Annotated in this window: 15 protein-coding genes and 1 tRNA gene; 12 read left to right on the top strand and 4 right to left on the bottom strand. The window is 46.3% G+C overall.

The annotated features are described in order from the left end of the window. Positions 1–290: 290 nt before the first annotated feature. The 3 genes from OGH69_RS04670 to OGH69_RS04680 form a co-directional block, all read right to left on the bottom strand. The gene (locus tag OGH69_RS04670) at positions 291–1,148 is read right to left on the bottom strand and encodes a PorT family protein (RefSeq protein ID WP_265173288.1); all 858 of its coding nucleotides are present in this window, start codon (positions 1,146–1,148) and stop codon (positions 291–293) included. An 18-nt stretch (positions 1,149–1,166) separates the two neighbouring features. After that, entirely contained in the window at positions 1,167–8,045 is a 6,879-nt protein-coding gene (locus OGH69_RS04675; protein WP_265173289.1) for a T9SS type A sorting domain-containing protein, read from the bottom strand. Between the two features lie 450 nt (positions 8,046–8,495). Continuing rightward, positions 8,496–8,577 (bottom strand) — tRNA-Leu (locus OGH69_RS04680). A gap of 144 nt (positions 8,578–8,721) precedes the next feature. Between OGH69_RS04680 and OGH69_RS04685 the strand changes: the two genes are divergently transcribed. The 5 genes from OGH69_RS04685 to OGH69_RS04705 all read left to right on the top strand — a co-directional run bounded on the left by OGH69_RS04685 (position 8,722) and on the right by OGH69_RS04705 (position 12,389). After that, positions 8,722–10,110 (top strand): dipeptidase, encoded by a 1,389-nt coding sequence (locus OGH69_RS04685; RefSeq protein ID WP_265173290.1) that lies wholly within the window; start codon positions 8,722–8,724, stop codon positions 10,108–10,110. Positions 10,111–10,224: 114 nt separating this feature from the next. Then, positions 10,225–10,662: a WG repeat-containing protein gene (locus tag OGH69_RS04690; RefSeq protein ID WP_265173291.1), complete on the top strand. Its 438-nt coding sequence runs from the start codon at positions 10,225–10,227 to the stop codon at positions 10,660–10,662. Next, positions 10,662–11,201, top strand: coding sequence for an RNA polymerase sigma factor (locus tag OGH69_RS04695; RefSeq protein WP_265173292.1), 540 nt, complete (start codon positions 10,662–10,664; stop codon positions 11,199–11,201). Before OGH69_RS04690 ends, OGH69_RS04695 begins: the two co-directional genes overlap by 1 nt. Continuing rightward, a complete protein-coding gene (locus OGH69_RS04700; protein WP_265173293.1) occupies positions 11,191–11,886 on the top strand; it encodes a hypothetical protein in 696 nt (231 codons plus the stop codon). Before OGH69_RS04695 ends, OGH69_RS04700 begins: the two co-directional genes overlap by 11 nt. Further along, a complete protein-coding gene (locus OGH69_RS04705) occupies positions 11,883–12,389 on the top strand; it encodes an endonuclease V (RefSeq protein ID WP_265173294.1) in 507 nt (168 codons plus the stop codon). The genes OGH69_RS04700 and OGH69_RS04705 overlap by 4 nt, the downstream gene beginning before the upstream one ends. A gap of 30 nt (positions 12,390–12,419) precedes the next feature. Here the strand turns inward: OGH69_RS04705 and OGH69_RS04710 are convergent, their stop codons facing one another. Then, positions 12,420–12,839 carry a DoxX family protein gene (locus OGH69_RS04710; RefSeq protein ID WP_265173295.1) on the bottom strand — a complete coding sequence of 140 codons (420 nt, stop codon included), beginning with the start codon at positions 12,837–12,839 and terminating at the stop codon, positions 12,420–12,422. A 219-nt stretch (positions 12,840–13,058) separates the two neighbouring features. Here OGH69_RS04710 and OGH69_RS04715 point away from each other — a divergent pair, with 219 nt between their 5' ends. The 7 genes from OGH69_RS04715 to clpX all read left to right on the top strand — a co-directional run bounded on the left by OGH69_RS04715 (position 13,059) and on the right by clpX (position 20,672). Beyond that, a complete protein-coding gene (locus OGH69_RS04715) occupies positions 13,059–13,430 on the top strand; it encodes a BlaI/MecI/CopY family transcriptional regulator (RefSeq protein WP_265173296.1) in 372 nt (123 codons plus the stop codon). Beyond that, positions 13,427–15,169, top strand: coding sequence for a M56 family metallopeptidase (locus tag OGH69_RS04720; RefSeq protein WP_265173297.1), 1,743 nt, complete (start codon positions 13,427–13,429; stop codon positions 15,167–15,169). Before OGH69_RS04715 ends, OGH69_RS04720 begins: the two co-directional genes overlap by 4 nt. A gap of 122 nt (positions 15,170–15,291) precedes the next feature. Continuing rightward, positions 15,292–16,392, top strand: coding sequence for a DUF4407 domain-containing protein (locus OGH69_RS04725; RefSeq protein WP_265173298.1), 1,101 nt, complete (start codon positions 15,292–15,294; stop codon positions 16,390–16,392). Positions 16,393–16,600: 208 nt separating this feature from the next. Further along, positions 16,601–16,951: a phage holin family protein gene (locus tag OGH69_RS04730; RefSeq protein ID WP_265173299.1), complete on the top strand. Its 351-nt coding sequence runs from the start codon at positions 16,601–16,603 to the stop codon at positions 16,949–16,951. Between the two features lie 310 nt (positions 16,952–17,261). Further along, the gene (tig, locus tag OGH69_RS04735; protein ID WP_265173300.1) at positions 17,262–18,587 is read left to right on the top strand and encodes a trigger factor; all 1,326 of its coding nucleotides are present in this window, start codon (positions 17,262–17,264) and stop codon (positions 18,585–18,587) included. A 95-nt stretch (positions 18,588–18,682) separates the two neighbouring features. Next, on the top strand, positions 18,683–19,366 hold the full coding sequence (gene clpP, locus OGH69_RS04740; protein ID WP_265173301.1) for an ATP-dependent Clp endopeptidase proteolytic subunit ClpP: 684 nt from the start codon (positions 18,683–18,685) through the stop codon (positions 19,364–19,366). 73 nt (positions 19,367–19,439) lie between these two features. Beyond that, positions 19,440–20,672, top strand: coding sequence for an ATP-dependent Clp protease ATP-binding subunit ClpX (gene clpX, locus OGH69_RS04745; protein ID WP_265173302.1), 1,233 nt, complete (start codon positions 19,440–19,442; stop codon positions 20,670–20,672). Positions 20,673–21,037: the final 365 nt, after the last annotated feature.

Raw genomic sequence — 21,037 nt, forward strand, 5'->3', positions numbered from 1 at the left:
TTCGGCCTTTTTGTAATTGAAAGCAGAGCCATGCATTTTCACTTTTTGAAGGCTTTTTACCGGGTCATTCCAAAAATTGAACGGACGGTTTTTTGTGAAATTTTGAACTTTTCACCGGCCGAAAAGTGAGTGGCTCAAATATACCCTCAGGAGTACCCAAAATATACCCCTGAACCCCCTCAGGAATCCTCCGGCACATACCCTAAAATCATCATGTTTTACCCTTATTTTCCCCATAAAAAAACCACCATGTCGCCATGATGGTTTTATAATTGGAAAAATGGATTGGTTTAAAAGTTCAAAAAGGAATACCTCAGTTTCACCCCGAACGACATGGTCCTGATTTCGCCTGCCTGCTCTGAATTCATGATGCTGTTGTGCGTGAAACCCGCGCCATTGCTCATAACTGTATACTCTACAGGAGCCGTTTTCTTGTCGGCAATGTCATTCAGGCCATAATCGAGGTACAGCCCCGAATAAAAGTTGCCATTCCCGATGCGGTGCATGATGCCAAACTCGAAAGCTGCTATGTATGAAGGCTTTAGCTCTACCTCGTCGCGCTCTGCCCTGATGTTGTCAAACTCCCCGAATCCCATGAATGCAGGGTCGAACAATTCGGCGTTATATTGAGGGTAATAGCCTGAGGTTGAGAGGTTATAGCTGCCGTTGAACTTGCCTGATATGGGCAGGCCAACTTTGGCCCCAACCCGGGCATAAATACCGGCCTCCTCATTGCGGAACACCAGCATTAGCGGGATGTTCAGGAAGTTTACCTTTTGCTCTTCCTCAAACCTTCTCAGCGAGTAGCGGAATTCAAAGGCTTCCTGTTCAAAATCAGTGGTTTCGTAGGCTCCTTCAAGGTTAGTGCCCTTGGTTTTTGCGTTAAACCTCTGGAATTCAGCCCCTGTAGAAATCCCGAAATAATCCGAGAAGAAGTAGGTGTAGTCCAGGCTGAGGTTAAACCCTATACCCTGGCTGACGTCGGCGCCTTCTACCTTATAATCAAGATAGGAAGCTGCTCCGCCCACGGTAAAGGATAGCTCTGAAGATTTGGATTTTTCCTGTGCATTGGCAGTAGGGCATGCCAGCCATAGCCCTGTAAAGGCTATGGCAGAGATGCTTTTAATAGTGCTTATATATTTTTTCATGGTGTAAGATGCTAATGATTATTTGCGAACGATTATCTTGAATGATTCCCTGTGTTTATCGGTGGTACAGCTCACAATGTACACGCCGGCCTCAATGCCTGTGCCCAGCTGTATTTGCGTTACCCTCTGGTTGGTCTGGCCTGAATGTACCAGCCTTCCGTTGATGTCGTGGATGTCAATTCGCATATCATTAAATTCTCTTCCCGGGAAATCTGCAGTAACGGTAATCTCGCTTCCGGTAACAGCCGGGTTCGGGAATACCGATATCCTGAAGCTGTGCTCAAGGGTTACCTCCCCGATACACGTTTGGAGCACATCGCCTTCCACAGTTGTCAGTCTCAGGTAGTATTCTGCATTAGGATCCAACAGGTCGTCATTGGTCGGGCCTTCAGAGAAATATTGGTCACGGCTTACCAAAACACCATTCTTGTACCATTCATATGCCGTAAACGAGTACCCGCCATTGGTAGAAGGATTGTTGTTGGCCAATAGTACGTTGTCGAACTTCTGTACGGCAATATCGAAGAACTGGAACATCTTCTCAACTGTTACAGTAAACGTTTGGGTTACTGTACCATCCTGAGATGTGATTGTTACTGTCTGGGTGTAAATGCCTGGTTGCGGTGTCTGGATCACAAAGGTGTGCCCCGGAACAACAGTCGCATTCACTTCGGTTACAAGGTTCACAGTTACCGAGCTTGCAGTGTCCTCACACAATATGAGGTGGTAAATGTCCTGGCCCGGATTGGCGTATTCTGTATCACCAATTGTAATGGTGTGGATACTTGCATCACTGCTGTTGATCACGAGTTCCTGCGTTACCGGAGTAGCAGGGAGGTAGTTGGCATTACCATCCTGGTGTGCGGTAATTTGTACAATTCCCGAAGTCAGCATATCGACCCATCCTCCGGAAGTCACTGTTGCCGGTGCTGTTGGAGCTGTAAATGTGTAAGTATAGTATACAGGAAGCCCGGAGCTTGCAGTAGCAGTAAGCTGGAAGTCAGGATCAGCCTCGAGGTTTTTAACCGGTATTGGGGCGAAAGTGATCACTTGTGGAGCCTGTTCTATGGTCAGTGTAGCCGATAATGTTATCGGGTCGCAATTTGGCGCATTTGGAGCCGGGGTTACTACCGCTGTTACGGTATAGCTTCCCGCATTGATGGCTGCATTGCCTAATCCTGTGTCAGGGCTGATAGAATAGGCAACGGTTGCACCTGTAGGCAGGTTGTCTACCGTTATTGCTTGTGCGGCAGTATTATATACTACTGTTTGGTTTGTAAATGTCACTGCGTTGATAGCCGATTCAGTTACAACCACAGTCTGCGTTTGCGAAGTGATGTTGTTGTTGCCGTCATCGTAACTCCAGGTTATGGTATATGTGCCTAGTGCAGTGTATAGCAGTGGATCTGTTGTTGTAGCAACCAGTGCACCGGCACAGTTGTCGTTGGCAGTTGGTACCGGTATATCGGTAGTAAGCACCTGGCACTGCATGGTTATTACCGGCAGGTTGGCTATAGTTGGAATAGGCGCGACAGTATCATCAATAACCACATTTTGTGTTTGTGTAGTTGTATTGCCGTTCACATCTTCATAAGTCCAGGTAATTACTGTAGTACCCTGGGCTGTTATTGGGAAGGTAGCATTATGGGTTACTACTATAGTGCCTGCACATTCATCTGTAGCAGTTGGTACCGGTACGTCTGCTTCTGTTACACTACATTGAGCAGTAATATCCGGCAAGTTGGCCACTGTTGGCACAGGAGCTACAGTATCACTGAAGCTAATTGTTACGTTAGCTGTTGCTGTACATCCGTTGGCATCTGTAACTGTTACAATATGGTTTCCTACCGTAAGTGCAGTTGCAGATGCAGTAGCTTCGCTGTTGTCCCATGCATAAGTATATGGAAGTGTACCACCGGCAGCCGTTACTGTAGCGCCGCCGTCACTGTTCTCAACACAGGTAGCAGGGAAATCCTGAACTGCTGAAGCAACAAGTGTTAACGGTTGGGTGATCGTAAATGCCTGTGTATCGGTACATCCGTTGGCATCCGTCACCGTTACGGTGTAAGTACCTGCCGCAAGGCCCGTAGCTGTTGCTGCGGTGCCCCCCGATGGCGCCCATGAGTAGGTATAGCCCGGAGTTCCTCCCGTTACTGCTACAGTAGCCGAACCGTTAGTTCCTCCGTTGCAGGATACGTTGGTTTGCCCGCCTGCGGTTGCGTTAAGCACCGTAGGCTGAGTTATTGTGAATGCCTGTGTATCGGTACATCCGTTGGCATCCGTCACCGTTACGGTGTAAGTACCGGCTGCAAGGCCCGTAGCTGTTGCTGCCGTGCCCCCCGATGGCGCCCATGAGTAGGTATATCCGGGAGTTCCTCCTGTTACTGCTACAGTAGCGGAACCGTTAGTTCCGCCGTTGCAGGATATGTTGGTTTGCGCGCCTGCCGTTGCGTTAAGCACCGTAGGCTGAGTTATTGTGAATGCCTGTGTATCGGTACATCCGTTGGCATCCGTCACCGTTACTGTGTAAGTACCTGCCGTAAGGCCTGTCGCTGTTGCTGCGGTGCCCCCCGATGGCGCCCATGAGTAGGTATATCCGGGAGTTCCTCCTGTTACTGCTACAGTAGCCGAACCGTTAGTTCCGCCGTTGCAGGATATGTTGGTTTGCGCGCCTGCCGTTGCGTTAAGCACCGTAGGCTGGGTGATCGTAAATGCCTGTGTATCGGTACATCCGTTGGCATCCGTCACCGTTACGGTGTAAGTACCTGCCGCAAGGCCCGTAGCTGTTGCTGCTGTGCCCCCCGATGGTGCCCATGAGTAGGTATATCCGGGAGTTCCTCCTGTTACTGCTACAGTAGCCGAACCGTTAGTTCCGCCGTTGCAGGATACATTGGTTTGCGCGCCTGCGGTTGCGTTAAGCACCGTAGGCTGTGTTATGGTGAATGCCTGTGTATCGGTACATCCGTTGGCGTCCGTCACGGTTACGGTGTAAGTACCGGCTGCAAGGCCTGTAGCTGTCGCTGCTGTGCCCCCCGATGGTGCCCATGAGTAGGTATAGCCCGGAGTTCCTCCCGTTACTGCTACAGTAGCCGAACCGTTAGTTCCTCCGTTGCAGGATACGTTGGTTTGTGCGCCTGCGGTTGCGTTAAGCACCGTAGGCTGTGTTATGGTGAATGCCTGTGTATCGGTACATCCGTTGGCATCCGTCACCGTTACGGTGTAAGTACCTGCCGCAAGGCCCGTAGCTGTCGCTGCGGTGCCCCCCGATGGTGCCCATGAGTAGGTATAGCCCGGAGTTCCTCCCGTTACTGCTACAGTAGCCGAACCGTTAGTTCCGCCGTTGCAGGATACGTTGGTTTGCGCGCCTGCCGTTGCGTTGAGCACCGTAGGCTGTGTTATGGTGAACGACTGTGTAGCTGTACACCCGTTTGCATCGGTCACGGTTACGGTCCATGTGCCTGCTGTAAGGCCGGTTACCGAAGTTGTTCCGTCACCTGTCGGGTTGCCCGGCGTCCAGTTGTAGGTATAAGGCCCTGTTCCGCCCGTAGCCGCATTTACTGTGGCTGCACCGGTTGATCCGCCATTGCAGGCAATGTTGGTTTGCGAAGCCGGAGTAAGGCTTAATGCAGGAGGCTGTGTTAATGTGAATGATTGTGTAGCTGTACATCCGTTGGCATCGGTCACTGTTACGGCCCATGTGCCTGCTGTAAGGCCGGTTACCGAAGTTGTTCCGTCGCCAGTTGGGTTGCCCGGCGTCCAGTTATAAGTATAAGGCCCTGTTCCGCCCGTAGCCGCATTTACTGTGGCTGCACCGGTTGATCCGCCATTGCAGGCAATGTTGGTTTGCGAAGCCGGTGTAAGGCTTAAGGCTGGCGGCTGTGTTATGGTGAATGACTGTGTTGCTGTACACCCGTTTGCATCGGTCACTGTTACGGTCCATGTTCCTGCGGCAAGGCCGGTTACCGAAGTTGTCCCGTCACCAGTTGGGTTGCCCGGCGTCCAGTTATAAGTATAAGGCCCTGTTCCGCCTGTAGCTGCATTTACCGTAGCTGCCCCGGTTGATCCGCCATTGCATGCAATGTTGGTTTGTGAAGCCGGTGTAAGGCTTAAGGCTGGCGGCTGTGTTATGGTGAATGACTGTGTTGCTGTACATCCATTTGCATCGGTCACTGTTACGGTCCATGTTCCTGCGGCAAGGCCGGTTACCGAAGTTGTCCCGTCGCCCGTTGGGTTGCCCGGCGTCCAGTTATAAGTATAAGGCCCTGTTCCGCCCGTAGCCGCATTTACCGTGGCTGCACCGGTTGATCCGCCATTGCATGCAATGTTGGTTTGCGAAGCCGGTGTAAGGCTTAATGCAGGAGGCTGTGTTAATGTGAATGATTGTGTAGCTGTACACCCGTTTGCATCGGTCACGGTTACAGTCCATGTGCCTGCTGTAAGGCCAGTTACCGAAGTTGTCCCGTCGCCCGTTGGGTTGCCCGGCGTCCAGTTATAAGTATAAGGCCCTGTTCCGCCCGTAGCCGCATTTACTGTGGCTGCACCGGTTGATCCGCCATTGCAGGCAATGTTGGTTTGCGAAGCCGGAGTAAGGCTTAATGCAGGAGGCTGTGTTATAGTAAAAGATTGCGTATCGGTACAGCCATTAGCATCTGTAACGGTCACAGTGTAGGTACCTACCGCAAGGCCCGTAGCTGTTGCTGCCGTGCCCCCCGATGGTGCCCATGAGTAGGTATACCCCGGAGTTCCTCCCGTTACTGCTACAGTAGCCGAACCGTTAGTTCCGCCGTTGCAGGATACATTGGTTTGCGCGCCTGCAGTAGCATTTAGTACCGCAGGTTCTGTAATGGCTATTGTTGCAGTATCAATACATCCATTGGCATCGGTTACAGTAACTGTATAATTTGCTGCCGCCAGTCCTGAAATGTCCTGTGTAGTTGCAGCATTACTCCACAAATAGGTAAATGGAGGTGTTCCACCGGATACTGTAAGGTCTATAGTGCCATTGCTTCCTCCGTTGCAGCTAGCGTTTGTAGTGTTATAACTTACAGATGGTGCAGGGTTTACAGTAATATCAATGGGTACACGTATACCGGATCCGGAGGTGGCAGCATAATGTATGCGTCCATTCCATGTACGTGGATTGAACACTGCTCCTGTTCCCTGCGTGAAAGGATATTCAAGCCCGACACCTGTATTTATTGTCAGTGTACCGTCGGTATATGTACCTGCATTATTGGAGTAATTGAGACTTACTGATGATGAGTTTGAAGTAACATATATACCATAGGTCTGGCCCGCCGGTACGGATAGGTTACCTACTGATATTGTAACAGCTGAACCAGTAGCTATTACAGGGGCGCTTCCCAATAATGTCCATGCTGCGGGATTGTTTTCAAATCCTGAATAGGTGCCAGCCTTGTAGTACACCTCGATTGTAGTATTTCCCATTGGACTTACATCAAATCCGGTAATAACCCGATCTGAAGTAAAAACTACGTTGAACATATTACCTCTATGGTTATTTCCCGAAGCAAAAGTAGTTTCAACTGTATTTTGTGGCCCAAGATTAACACCTTCAACATATATAGTTGTATCAGTTGTGAGTACAGGAGTTGTAAACGGATTTTCGGAGCCTATAGGTGTGCCTCCTGCCGGCAAGTCATACCAAATATAGCTGTCAGCTCCGCTTGCAGTAAGTGTAGCCGCGGTGTCTTCGCAGGTTTCATTTCCTGTAACAGTTACCGAAATAAGCGGTGGTTCAGTAATTGTTGCTGTTGCAGTTGTGGTGCATCCTACGGCATCAGTTACCGTAACGGTATACGTCCCTGCAGAAAGGCCGTTTGCGGAGGCACCTGTACCGCCTGATGGTGTCCAGGAATAAGTATAAGGCCCTGCACCACCGGTTACAATGGCTGTCGCAGTACCATTTACGCCACCATTTACAGAGACATTGGTTTGCGATAGCGTTGCAGCTACAGTACAGGGATTGATTGTAATTGAAAATGCCTGGGATGCAGAACATCCGCTATTATCATTCACGGTCACCGTAAAATTAAATGTCCCAATGGCTGTTGCAGAACCGCTTAGTAATCCCGAGGCAGAAAGCGTCATGCCGGGAGGTAAAGCTCCTCCTGTAACATTATAAGTTGGTGTTCCCAGTGCTCCGGTTTGTGAAAATTGCTTTGAATAAGGCACTCCTTCGTAGCCGTTGGTCATCCCTCCTGCAGGTGCGCTTACGGTTAATGTAGGGCAGGTATAAGGTGTGTAATTTACAGCATCAATACCTATGTAATCAGAATTTGTTCCGGTAGGTCCTGCAGCGGTTACAAAATACCTGAAAGCCATCCGGCCCGAAGTAGGAGCAGAAAGTCCACTTACAGTGATGGTGTATTGTGTCCAACTACTCGGATACCCTGTTGTTGTAAGCGTAGGATTTATAGATAGTAAGAGCGTTGTAAAATCGCCAAGTGCTGACGCTCCTGTCCCTACGTTGGTGCTGGCGCCGTTAGTACTAAGTCTTACTTCCAATCTGTCAGGATAAACTTGTCCAACACCATAGTTGCGGGTATAAAAAGTCAGTACATCACCATTGCGGATTGTTCTGTTTGGCATCAGATACCAATTACTAATCGTTCCGGTCCCCCCGCTGGTGCTGTTAAAATTAACTCCCAAGTAAGCATTTGCTGCACCATTATAGGCGTCAAAAGGTCCTCCAGCGCCAATATTGGTTCCCTGAAACCACGATAATACTCCTACAGGTTGGCTATTGTTTTGTGTAAACCATCCGCTCCCGGAAAGAGTAGTAATGTCATTAAAATTTTCGGTAAAAGCCTGGCTGTAAATATGGGTTGTGGCAAATAATGCCAGCAGCCAGCAATAAAGTAATGTTTTTTTCATATTGGTTGGTTTTGGTTTATTTATTTGGTTTTGGTTGTGCTGGATTTAGTTATTGAAATTTGTTTAGTGCCAGAGCCGGCTTAGGAAATATGTGAGAATTTACACCTTTTTTATATTATAGTATTTAGTTGGTCGTTATCAAAAAGCTATCCAAACAGTGTATGGATTCGTCAATGCTAAATGCGTTGGTAATGATTTATAAAAAATTAAACACCGTAATTAAAACTTGTTCCTTTCGGGAGCTTTTATAAGGGGCTAAAAGCAGTTTTAACAATTCAAATATAGAAGTTTAACAGATAAAATACAAATTTTTTCATTTTTTTTGTAAGATATTTACTTTTTAAATAAATTATTTAAAAAGTAAATATTAACTGTAATATAATTCTGTGTCCTAATATTACAAATCATTTAAGTGCATAAAAAAAGCCCCTGATTAGTCAGAGGCTTTTGTGCGGGTGATAGGACTCGAACCTACACACCGTGAGGCACCAGATCCTAAGTCTGGCGTGTCTACCAATTTCACCACACCCGCAGGCTTTAAATGAACAAGTAGCGTTGTTTCATTATTGCGAGTGCAAATATACGAACGTTTTCCAGCTTTGCAAGCGAAAATCGAAAATTTTTAAAATTTATTTTTTCGTACTTTTGACTGACAAACGTATATTACTAATTTTAAATGGATAACATAAAAAACTATGTGCAGCAGCACAGGCAAAGATTTATTGACGAACTTATAGAATTACTCAAAATACCATCTGTCAGCGCAGACAGCGCCTACTCGCAGGATGTTATTAATACGGCGGATGCCGTTAAGGAAAGCCTCGAAAAAGCAGGCTGTGACAATGTAGAGCTTTGCGAAACGCCAGGCTATCCTATTGTATATGGCGAGAAGATAATTGATCCCAATCTTCCAACTGTACTTGTTTATGGCCACTACGATGTTCAGCCACCGGACCCGATCGACCTTTGGGATTCACCCCCGTTTGAACCTGTGATCAAAAAAACGGAGCTTCACCCGGAAGGTGCCATATTTGCCCGCGGTGCCTGCGACGACAAAGGCCAAATGTATATGCACGTAAAAGCTCTGGAGTATATGGTGCAAAACAACTCCCTGCCCTGCAACGTAAAGTTCATGATAGAAGGTGAGGAGGAAGTAGGTTCGCCAAGCCTTGCGTGGTTTGTAGAGCGCAATCAGGAAAAATTGGCTAATGACGTGATCCTTATCTCTGATACAGGGATGATCTCCAATCAGCAGCCATCTATCACCACCGGGCTTCGTGGCCTTAGCTATGTAGAGGTAGAGGTAACCGGCCCTAACCGCGACCTGCACTCCGGTTTGTATGGTGGTGCGGTAGCTAACCCAATCAACATCCTTGCAAAGATGATTGCGCAGCTGCACGATGAGAACAACCATATTACCATTCCGGGTTTTTATGACAGGGTGCAGGAACTTTCCCGCGAAGAACGTGACGAGATGGCAAAAGCGCCATTCTCTTTAGAGAATTACAAGAAAGCATTGGATATAGAGGATATTTACGGTGAAGCGACGTATACAACCAACGAGCGCAACTCCATCCGCCCGACACTTGATGTGAATGGTATTTGGGGAGGCTATACCGGCGAAGGGGCCAAAACGGTAATTGCCAGCAAGGCTTACGCCAAAATATCGATGCGCCTGGTGCCTGACCAGGACTGGAACGAGATTACAGAATTGTTCACAAAGCATTTTGAAAGCATTGCCCCAAAAGGCGTGCGCGTAAAAGTGAAGCCGCACCACGGAGGTCAGGCTTATGTTACACCTATCGATAGCATTGGATATCGTGCCGCCGCCGCAGCCTACGAAGAGAGCTTTGGTATTAAGCCGATACCGGTGCGCTCCGGAGGCAGTATCCCTATTGTAGCGCTGTTCGAGAAAGAGCTTAAAAGCAAAACCATCATGATGGGCTTTGGCCTTGACAGCGATGCGATACACTCGCCGAACGAGCACTACGGCATTTTCAACTACATGAAAGGTATCGAGACGATTCCATTGTTCTACAAGCATTTTACTGAAATGTCTAAGTAGTTATTGATATTGATGAAATATATATAATCCGCTTCGGCGGATTTTTTTATAGGAATTCCAACCTTTTATATATTGTCCCGCATCTTTAAGAATAGAACCATTAGATACATTTTTATGAAAAAGATCATTTTACCAATTTTATTTGCTTTTACAGCGGCTGCATCAGGACAGGTAATTGAAACTGTAATAGTGCAAGAACCGCTTACTGAAGGATGGGTCAAAGTTTACAGAGACGGGAACATTGGCTATATAGATGACATGGGACAGGAGGTAATACCACCGGTTTATGATGAGATAGGGCGATTTGGTGATTACTGCGGAAGCATGGCGATTGTTAAGAAAGAGAATTTATTCGGCCTTATTGATGTGGACGGCAATCCGGTAACGGATGTAATTTATGACGAGATAGGCAAGCCGGGTGAATACAATAGCGATTGGATATTGGTAAAATTCGACGGACTTTACGGTTTCATAGATTGCAGCGGAATAGTTGTAGTAGAACCGGCATACACCCAAGTTGAAATAAAGCGTGGCAAACTCAAAACAAACTAATGCTTGAACATGAATTCATTGCCGGTTGCTTAAGACAGGACAGGTCATCTCAAAACCATGTCTACCAACGATATGGCGATAAGGTATTTGGTGTTTGTAAGCGTTATATGAAAGATAAAGAGCGCGCAGAAGAAATGGTTATGAACGCTTTCCTCGCCGTGTTTAAAAATATTTCTCAGTACAAAAGGGATGGCAGTTTTGAGGGCTGGATACTGAAAATTGCTGTGAATTGCTGCCTGATGGAACTGCGTAAAAAAACCAATTTCAATACGGAAGTAACTACAGATGCTGTGCAAATACCTGTCTACGATGAAAGGCTAACACAATGCGGCGATATAGATGCGATGCTGCGGACACTGCCTGAAGGAGCAAGAATAATATTCAACCTTTATGCAATTGAAGGATATAAACATACCGAAATAGCTAAGCAGCTAAACATATCCGAAGGCACCTCAAAATCACAGCTACATTACGCAAAAGAAAAACTAAAGCAGGCTTTTTTCAGTCCTGCTACTAACAAGGGAAGCCATGAAAGATAATGAATTATATGAATTTTTTAAAGGCAGGGCAGTGGACTTTGACGAAGTTCCCTCGAATGATTTGTGGCACAGAATCGAAAAAAAGCTTGCAGAACCCTCGGCTCTGTCTTCGAAAACGGGCAGGCAGGGGTTGTCCGGCAAATTCCTGTTGCTCTCAGGGTCTATTGTAATGGCTCTTGTAATTTGGATTATAGCAAACAACCGGGGAAAAGTGGGTAAAGAAACTAAGATGGATGTGAAGGCCGCAGGGCAAATAACAGTTCCTGTAGTCATTAAACCGGAACAGAAGGATATAAACCGTATAACAGACACCGTAAAAAAGAAAAAGACAAATGTATTAAAGCCTGCCCCGGTACATATTCGGTTGTTGCCGCTAACCGGTGTGCAAAAACTGCCGGTTATACCTGAAACGCATTTTTTTTCGGATTCATTAAAATTGGTCGAAAGTAAGTTCCGGTCAGAGCCTGCAACATTTAAACTTTTGAATGAAACCATAGAGACTGAAACCATTACAATTAATTCGGTTGTCTTGCCGATAGCTCCCCAGACCATAAAATTTAAAAGCAGCGATACAGTAAACCGCAGCAAGGCAAAACCCCTTATTGTTCATGAAACAGTAGCAATATCGAGAGACTCACTCCCTGCTAAGCCTAGTAAAGGTACTTTCACTATTTTAGCAGAATGATACTTGCATTCGACACCTACTACTTTGACAATAAGGCAAAAACCGTAGCTCTGAAATTCACCAACTGGCAGGATGCGGAGCCGGTTGGCGTATATTCTCAAATAATAGAGGGCATAGCAGAGTATGAACCGGGAAATTTTTACAAAAGGGAACTGCCCTGCATTCTCAGCCTGCTAAAGCAAATTGACACTGGGCAAATTGACTGTATCATTGTTGATGGATTTGTCTTTCTGGATGATAATGGCACATACGGTCTTGGCGGCCATTTGTACAGCGCCTTGCGTGGTAAAATACCTGTCGTTGGTATAGCTAAAACCAACTTTGCTACCATCGAAAAACTCAAGGCGCCGGTATACCGGGGCGAAAGCAAAAATCCGATGTTTGTTACGGCCATTGGTTTGGAAATTGCTGTAGCTGCCCATAACATCATAAAGATGCATGGTGCTTATCGTATGCCCACACTGCTCCAAAAGCTCGATGGACTGACAAAGGCGATTGATTAAAGTTTTGCTTTATAACACTGAGTCTGAAAACTATTTTTTTCCAAAGGCCGCCTTCCATGCGCCTGTGCTCCACAATGGCCATATCACCAATAACGGATGAAGGAACAAGCGAATCAGCCTTAAATTATCTGTATTCAGGCCAAAAGCATCCGCCTGGTTTTTGTATTGCGCGTAGTTGCCCGGAAATATGGCAATGAAGAATACTGCCGCAAGCCAACCCACATACACTTTGTATTTTCCAAGACCCACAAGCATTAGTCCCAAAGCTATTTCTGCAATGCCGGATAATAGTACTACGAGGTCGTCTTCCAGCGGCACCCAGTCCGGGACCTGCGCCAAAAAGTCGGTGCGGGCGAACGTGAGGTGGCTGGTACCGGTAAACAGCAGCAACAGGCCCAGCAATACCCTTAAGGCATCCTGGGTTTTTGAGGTGTGTACATTGTTTTTCATTTCATAATGATTGATTGGTTGATGCATTAAAGATAAGAAAATGTTTTTATTAGCAAGTGTAAGTTGCTTAAAGTAAGATATTTGAGTCTTAATGAGTTTTGATATTGAAAACTCATTTTATTTTGTCAAAACGTTAAAATGAAGAAAAAATCCTGACACTTATTGCACATATAAATATTTATTCTACATTTGTAGAAATAACTCTAAAACTGTAGAGCAATGCAATTAACAAAAACTGAAGAACAACTAATGGAACTCCTTTGGAAACAGGAAAAGGCATTCATGAAAGACTTGCTCGACCTTTTCCCTGAACCCAAGCCGGCCACAACTACCGTAGCAACTTTGTTGAAGCGAATGGCTGATAAGGGTTTTGTGGGGTATAAAGAGTATGGTAAGAGCAGGGAGTACTTTCCGCTGGTGGAAAAATCCAGTTACTTCTCGAAACAGGTAAACGGAATGATAAAAAGCTTCTTCAATAATTCGGCAGCGCAGTTTGCGTCTTTCTTTACGAAAGAAACCGACCTAAGCGCATCGGAACTCGAAGAACTCCTCAAAATCATCGACAAGGAAATCCAAAAGAAAAAGCAATGAGCCATTTCCTCATCACATCAACCATAAGCATGGCGGCCTTGCTCGGGCTGTACCATTTGCTTTTAGAAAGGGAGAAAATGCACCGTTTCAACAGGTTTTATCTGCTGGCCTCGGTCGTTTTCTCATTAGTACTTCCGTTCCTGACCATTGAAGTGTATACTGAAGCTGTTACCGAATCTATGCCGGTTATGGAAAACCTGCCGTATGCCCCGGTTGCCTTTGCTGCTCCTGTAGTCGAAGAAACTGATTATCTGTCTTATATAATCTTGGGCATTTACATATTGGTGGCGATTGTCTTAATACTACGGTTTAAGGTCAATATATCACGAATGATGGTGAAGATCCGTAGCAATGAAATCATTCCATACAAAAATGCCCGGCTGGTATTGGTGGAAGAGGAAATACTGCCGCACACATTCCTTAATTGCATTTTCATTAATAAAGAAGGATATAGCCTCCGGGCCATTGAGCCGGAATTATTCACGCATGAACTGGTACATGTAAACCAAAAACACACGCTGGACGTACTTTTTATCGAGATGCTGAAAGTCGTGTTCTGGTTTAATCCGGCACTGTATTTTTACAAGAAGGCCATGCAGCTCAACCATGAATTTCTTGCGGATGAAGTGGTGGTCGCCGGAGCCGATGTTGCCGGCTACCAAATGCTATTGCTGCAAAAGGCCCATCCGGCCACCCTGTACCCACTGGCCAGCAGCCTTAATTTTTCTATAACCAAAAAACGTTTTACCATGATGACAAAAGCCACTACACAATCCAAGGCGCTAATGCTGAAGCTATCGGCAGTGCCTGTTATTACGGGGTTGATTGCCTTGCTTTGCATTGAGACCGTTGCGCAGGAGAAACCTGTAAGTAAGGAATCAGTTCAGGTTATGCTTGATGCCCGGCAAACCAATAACGAAAGGCGTGACGCATATTATAAAGGCGTTCGTGTAATCATAGATGACAAAGCCAATGATGTAAGGATAGATAAAGTGTTTGAAAACCTGACCGAAGAGCAAAAGCAAAAATATCATTTTTATGCACCTGAGGCATACATGATAAAACATCCTACAAAAGAGGAGTATGAACGTTTTAAGGATAAAAAAGGCTATGCCCTGCAAATTGACGGTAAAGAAGTTGATAATGCAATCCTGAATAAGTACAAACCGGAAGATTTTGCTTATTACTCGGGCTATACTATGAGCAGGAAGGCACTAACCAAAGAAAAGCCACAGATATTCCGTTATCAGCTTTACACACCGGAATATTTTGAAAAGCATCTTAAAGGTTCAAACGATCATTATCCGGGCGATACTTTTACTATGATAATCACTAAAGAATTTAAAGATGATAAGGTTGTCGCGGATAGGAAAATTGTCAAAGGTGGTGATTGGGAAGATGTGGAATTTTACCTGAAACAAGACATACCTTACAATCCGGCTGACCTGGACGAACAGCCGGAATTCCCGGGAGGCATGACAGGTTTTTTTACTGTCATAGCTAAAAACTTTAAAGTGCCTGATGTTGAAGAGATAAATGCTTTGAAAATTTATGTAAGCTTTATAGTAGAAAAGGAAGGTACCATGTCAAATATCAAAATTCTTAGGGATCCCGCAAGTGGAATGGGGCAAGAAGCTGAAAGGGTGTTGAAGGCAATCGCTGAAAAGTGGAAGCCTGGCATGAAAAAGGGTAAACCTGTAAGAACTTTATTTAACCTGCCAATAGTTATAAAAAAATAAATTTAAATCCGCCCTTGTGGCGGATTTCGCACTATTTGGTAAAACATACTACCTGTTTATAACATTGTATTGAAAAACGCGTTACATTTGTATATCAATCATCATCATCAAAAACGAGCACCATGTTAAAACGCTTTTTCATCACCTGTTCCGGGGCCGACAAAGACCTCATTTACAGTTGCTCCAATGGCGAGCAGAACAAGTACGCCGGTATTGGCGCAACCGTACTCTTTACCGCAGTCATGGCATGGATAGCGGCAGGCTATGCACTTTATACAGTCTTCGATAATGTGTGGATGGCGGCATTCTTCGGCCTTATTTGGGGACTGCTCATCTTTAACCTTGACCGTTACATTGTATCCACTATCCGCAAGCGTGACCGCTTCGGCCAGGAGCTTTTGCAGGCTACGCCGCGTATTATCCTGGCAATGATTATTGCCATCGTAATATCAAAGCCGTTGGAGATAAAGATCTTCCAAAAGGAAATCGATACTGTACTGCTAAAGGAGAAAAACGATATGGCCTTAGCTAATAAAAAGCAGGTGGCCAGCTACTTTCAGGGTGACCTCGACAAAAACAAAGCGGAGACAGACAGCCTGAAATCGGCAATTGCCCAAAAGGAGAAGGAAGTAAATACGCTTTACAGTACCTACATTACCGAGGCCGAAGGTACCAAAGGCACCATGAAGCTGGGTAAAGGCCCTGTGTATAAAGAAAAGCGCGATAAACATGATGCTGCATTGAAAGAGCTTGAAGCCCTTCGGAAAACTAATAACGATAAAATAGCCGCTAAAGAGAAAGAAGCCGCCACCCTCAAGGCTGACCTCGACAAGAAAGTAACTGCTTCGGAACCCGTCATCGATAGCTTTGACGGCCTGATGGCGCGCATCAACGCACTCAATAAACTGCCGTGGCTGCCCTCATTTTTCATCATGCTGTTATTCCTGGCTATCGAGACTTCACCGATCATCGCTAAATTGCTTTCTCCGAAAGGGGAATACGACTTTAAGCTGGAGGATGCCGAAATGGCCATAAAGACCAACCTGGACCAAAACAATTACCAGCGTGAACTGCTAAAATCAACTGATGCAGGTATTTATGATGATGTATATGCCGAGATACGCAATGACCGCGAACTCTACAATTACAAAAAGAAGAAAGCTATTGAAATGCTTGAAATGCAGGCTGATAAGTTTGCCGAAAAGCAGAAAGGGGTTATGTAGTCTTCAATTTTGAGATTGCGGAAGTTTTGAGCTTTTCCATTTCGACGGCAGGAGAAATCTCAATGTATCCAAGTAGATTATCAGTATGAGTGTCACGTTCCATCACCCTCTCCTTTGGAAAGGGCCGGTGAGAGTACGTTTAAAATTTCCCTAAAAACCCTCTGTATTCACAAGGGTTTTTGTATTTTTACAGTAATCCTTTACAATTATGAGAACGCTTATCAATATATTCTTTACGACGGTTTTCGTACTGATCTTATCGCAACTGCTGCCCGGTGTCAATGTGCCCAACCTCATGGTGGCGCTGCTGGTTGCGGTGGTGCTGGGTTTGCTCAACATCTTTGTAAAGCCGCTGCTGGTGCTGTTTACGCTCCCGGCGACCATCTTTACCCTTGGCCTGTTCCTGCTGGTTATCAATGCGGTCATCATCCTGCTATGTGCCGAATTGGTGCCCGGATTTACCGTCGACGGGTTTTGGTATGCGCTGCTTTTCAGTCTCGTGCTTTCATTCTGCCAGTCGCTGGTATCGGGGATGAAAAAAGAGGATAAAAGGGGGTAAACAGGAGTAATTTACGACCCAAACATGATGATTTTAGGGTATAGCCAATAGGAATCCTGAGGGTATTCAGGATGATTTTTGAGGTAATGGTTCCTCATTTTTTAAAAAATTGGATACCACCCGCTTTTCTGTCCAAAATTCTAAACCCATTTTTGAAATCCCGTCCCATTTTCCGAAAACCGGACAAGGTAACCCTGCATAACGAAAAACACCCTTTTTTGTTTTTTTTCTGCCCGGACTTAAAAACTTGTACACGTTGCAAAAAAAAAGTACTTTTGCACCCAATTTTATGGTATAAACACATAGTAGAATGAATATTACAAGAGAGAATAAAGATGCATTGAATGCGGTGGTTACCGTATCGGTTACGAAAGACGATTACAAGCCGAAAGTAGATAAAGTGCTTGCAGACTACAGGAAGAACGCTTCTATCCCCGGATTCAGGAAAGGCGCTGTGCCAATGAGCCTTATCCAGAAGCAATATGGCAAAGCCGTGCTTCTTGACGAAGTGAACAAGCTGCTTCAATCATCGCTTAACGATTACCTTGTTGAGGAGAAGCTTGACATCCTTGGCAACCCGCTTCCGAAAGTTACGGAAGACTTCAACTGGGATGCTGACGATTTCTCTTTTGAGTTTGAGCTTGGCCTTGCCCCTGAGTTCTCTGTAGACCTTGGCGCCAAGAACAAAGTAACGAAATACAACATTGTTGCCGACGACAAAATGCTTGATGAGCAGGTAGAGCGCATCCAGAAGCAATACGGCAAGCTGGTGTCTAAGGATACGGTAGAGGAGGGCGACGACATCGTAGGTACCTTCTCTAACGAGGAAAAAGGCATCAACAACAGGACAACGATCACGACTGAGATTTTCAAAGATAAGAAGACTGCCAAAAAATTCATCGGCAAGAAAGTAGGCGATGTGGTGACCATCGGTACCAAAGGCCTTTTTGACGACGACCACAAATTGATGGATTACCTTGCGGTAGGACATGACGACGTGCACGGCCTTGATGTTGAGGTGAACTTCACTATCGACGAAATCAACACGCACGAGAAGACGGAACTTAACCAGGAGCTTTTCGATAAGCTGTTTGGCGAAGGCGTGGTGTCTTCGGTAGAAGAGCTTAAAGCAAAGATCAAGGAAGATGCCGAGCAGCAATTTGCACAGCAGGCCGACCAAAAGTTCCTTAACGATGTTACCGAGTCGCTTATAGAAAACACGAAGTTCGACCTTCCGGCTGAATTCCTTGTAAAATGGCTCCAGACGGCAGGTGAGCAGACGCTTACTCCTGAGCAGGCGGAGGAAGAGTTCAAAAAATCAGAGAACGGGCTGCGTTACCAACTGATTGAAGGCAAAGTGATTAATGAAAACGGCCTTCAGCTTTCTTTTGAGGACCTTAAAGCCTATACAGCTGAGGTTATCAAAAAGCAGATGGCACAGTTTGGCCAGCTGAACCCAAGCGATGCCGATGTTGACGGAATCGTGGCAAGGGTACTTTCGAACAAGGATGAAGTGAAGCGCCTTTCGGAGCAGGTGATGAGCGAAAAAATGCTTAACCTTTTCAGGGAAAAAGTAAAATATAAAACCAAAGAGGTTACTTATCAGGACTTTATTAAAGAAATGTACGGGGAATAATTCTCGTGAAAAATGAGTATCTTTGAACGTCAGGCCATAACGGGCTGACGTTTTTTCGTTTCTTTTAATAAACTAAAAAAATTATTACACAAACTATGGATTACGGTAAAGAATTCAGGAAATATGCCACCAAGCACCACGGTGTGAATAACTTATATTATGACAAGATGATTGGCCGCGTTACGCCGATGAACCCAACGAACCTTACGCCCTACATCATGGAGGAGCGCCAGATGAACGTTGCGCAGATCGACGTATTCTCGCGCCTCATGATGGACAGGATCATTTTCCTGGGCACAGGCATCGACGACCAGGTGGCCAACATCGTGCAGGCACAATTGTTGTTCCTTGAGAGCACCGATGCTTCGAAGGATATCCAGATTTATATCAACTCGCCGGGCGGAAGCGTATATGCGGGCCTTGGCATGTATGACACCATGCAGTACATCAAGCCCGATGTGGCTACCATCTGTACCGGCATGGCGGCATCTATGGGTGCGGTACTGCTTTGTGCAGGCGCCGCGGGCAAGCGTTCGGCACTGCCGCATTCAAGGGTAATGATCCACCAGCCGTCAGGCGGTGCGCAGGGCGTGGCTACCGACATGGAGATCAACCTTCGCGAAATGCTGAAGCTGAAGGAGGAATTGTATGAGATCATATCCAAGCATTCCGGCCAAAGCTTTGAGAAGGTACACAAGGACAGCGAAAGGGATTACTGGATGAAGGCCCACGAAGCTAAGGAGTACGGGATGGTAGATGAGGTTTTGATCAGGGAATAAAAAATAAAATTTTAAGCTTATCGCAACCTTAGCCGCTATAAATGCGTCTTAGGTTGTATAAGCAAACAAACAGATGGCGAAAGAAGTATTAGAATGTTCCTTTTGCGGCAGGAAAAAGCCGGAAACCAACCTGCTCATAGCAGGGATCAGCGCACACATTTGCGACCGTTGCATTGAGCAGGCGCACGGCATTGTGCTGGAAGAATTGCGCCAGAGCGGGTCGACCGCCATGGCTGCCGAACTGGAACTTAAAAAACCAAAAGAGATCAGGGCCTTCCTTGACCAGTATGTGATAGGGCAGGACCAGACGAAGAAAGTGTTGTCGGTAGCAGTGTACAACCACTACAAGAGGCTGATGCAGCAACAGGGCGACGATGACGTGGAAATTGAAAAAAGCAACATCCTGATGGTGGGGCAAACGGGTACGGGCAAAACGCTGGTGGCAAAAACCATTGCGCGCATGCTGAACGTGCCGCTTACCATTGTGGATGCCACGGTACTGACCGAAGCCGGTTATGTGGGCGAGGACGTGGAGAGCATCTTGACGCGCCTTTTGCAGGCCGCCGATTATGATGTGAAGAAAGCCGAGCGCGGCATCGTGTTCATCGACGAGATTGACAAGATTGCCCGCAAGAGCGATAACCCGTCTATTACCCGCGACGTATCGGGAGAGGGCGTACAGCAGGCCATGCTCAAGCTGTTGGAGGGTACTGTGGTAAACGTTCCGCCGAAAGGGGGAAGGAAGCACCCGGACCAGAAGTTCATCGAGGTAGATACCCAAAACATCCTGTTTATTGCCGGCGGCGCGTTCGACGGTATTGAGCGCATCATATCCAAAAGGCTGGGCCGCCAGGCGGTGGGCTATGCCAGCTCCAAAAATGCGGACAACATCGACAAGGACAACCTGTTGCAGTACCTCATACCTAAGGACGTAAAGGACTTCGGGCTTATACCCGAGATCATCGGGCGTATGCCGGTGCTTACGCACATGGACCCGCTGGACAGGGAAACGCTGCGCGCCATCCTGACTGAGCCGAAGAACGCCCTGGTAAAGCAGTACCAGAAACTATTTGCAATGGACGACGTAGCGCTCACCGTGGAAGACGATGCACTCGACTATATTGTGGAAAAAGCGCTGGAATACAAGCTGGGAGCAAGGGGACTGCGTTCGCTATGCGAGGCCATCCTTACCGAAGCGATGTACGAGCTGCCGGGATCAGACGACAAGGAACTGCACATCGACCGCGATTATGTGGAGCACCACCTGAACCGCACGTTGTTGAAACGTTTGAAAACGGCATCCTAGCCGGAACACGTTCTTCCATTTCGACGCCAGGAGAAATCTCAATAGTAAAAAGCAAACAAAGCCATCGTTTACACGGTGGCTTTTGCAATTATGGAAATGGACAAGATTTATTTCATACTGAGATTTACCTTCGCTGAACCACTTCGTTAGGTTTCTCGATTCCAATGCGTTGCACTCGAAGTGACATGGACTCTGTCATTTCGACGATAGGAGAAATCTCAGAAGTAATTGCGGATGTGAGGTTTCTCTACTCCGCTGCGGTCTAAATGACACGAAATCTGGCTTTGATAAGATAAATTGAGATTTCTCCACTCCGCTGCGCTACGGTCGAAATGACAGAAACCTACGGCATTGAAACGTTTGAA

The sequence above is a fragment of the Flavobacterium sp. MFBS3-15 genome, from assembly GCF_026107645.2.
In the GTDB taxonomy this organism is placed as follows: Bacteria; Bacteroidota; Bacteroidia; order Flavobacteriales; family Flavobacteriaceae; genus Flavobacterium.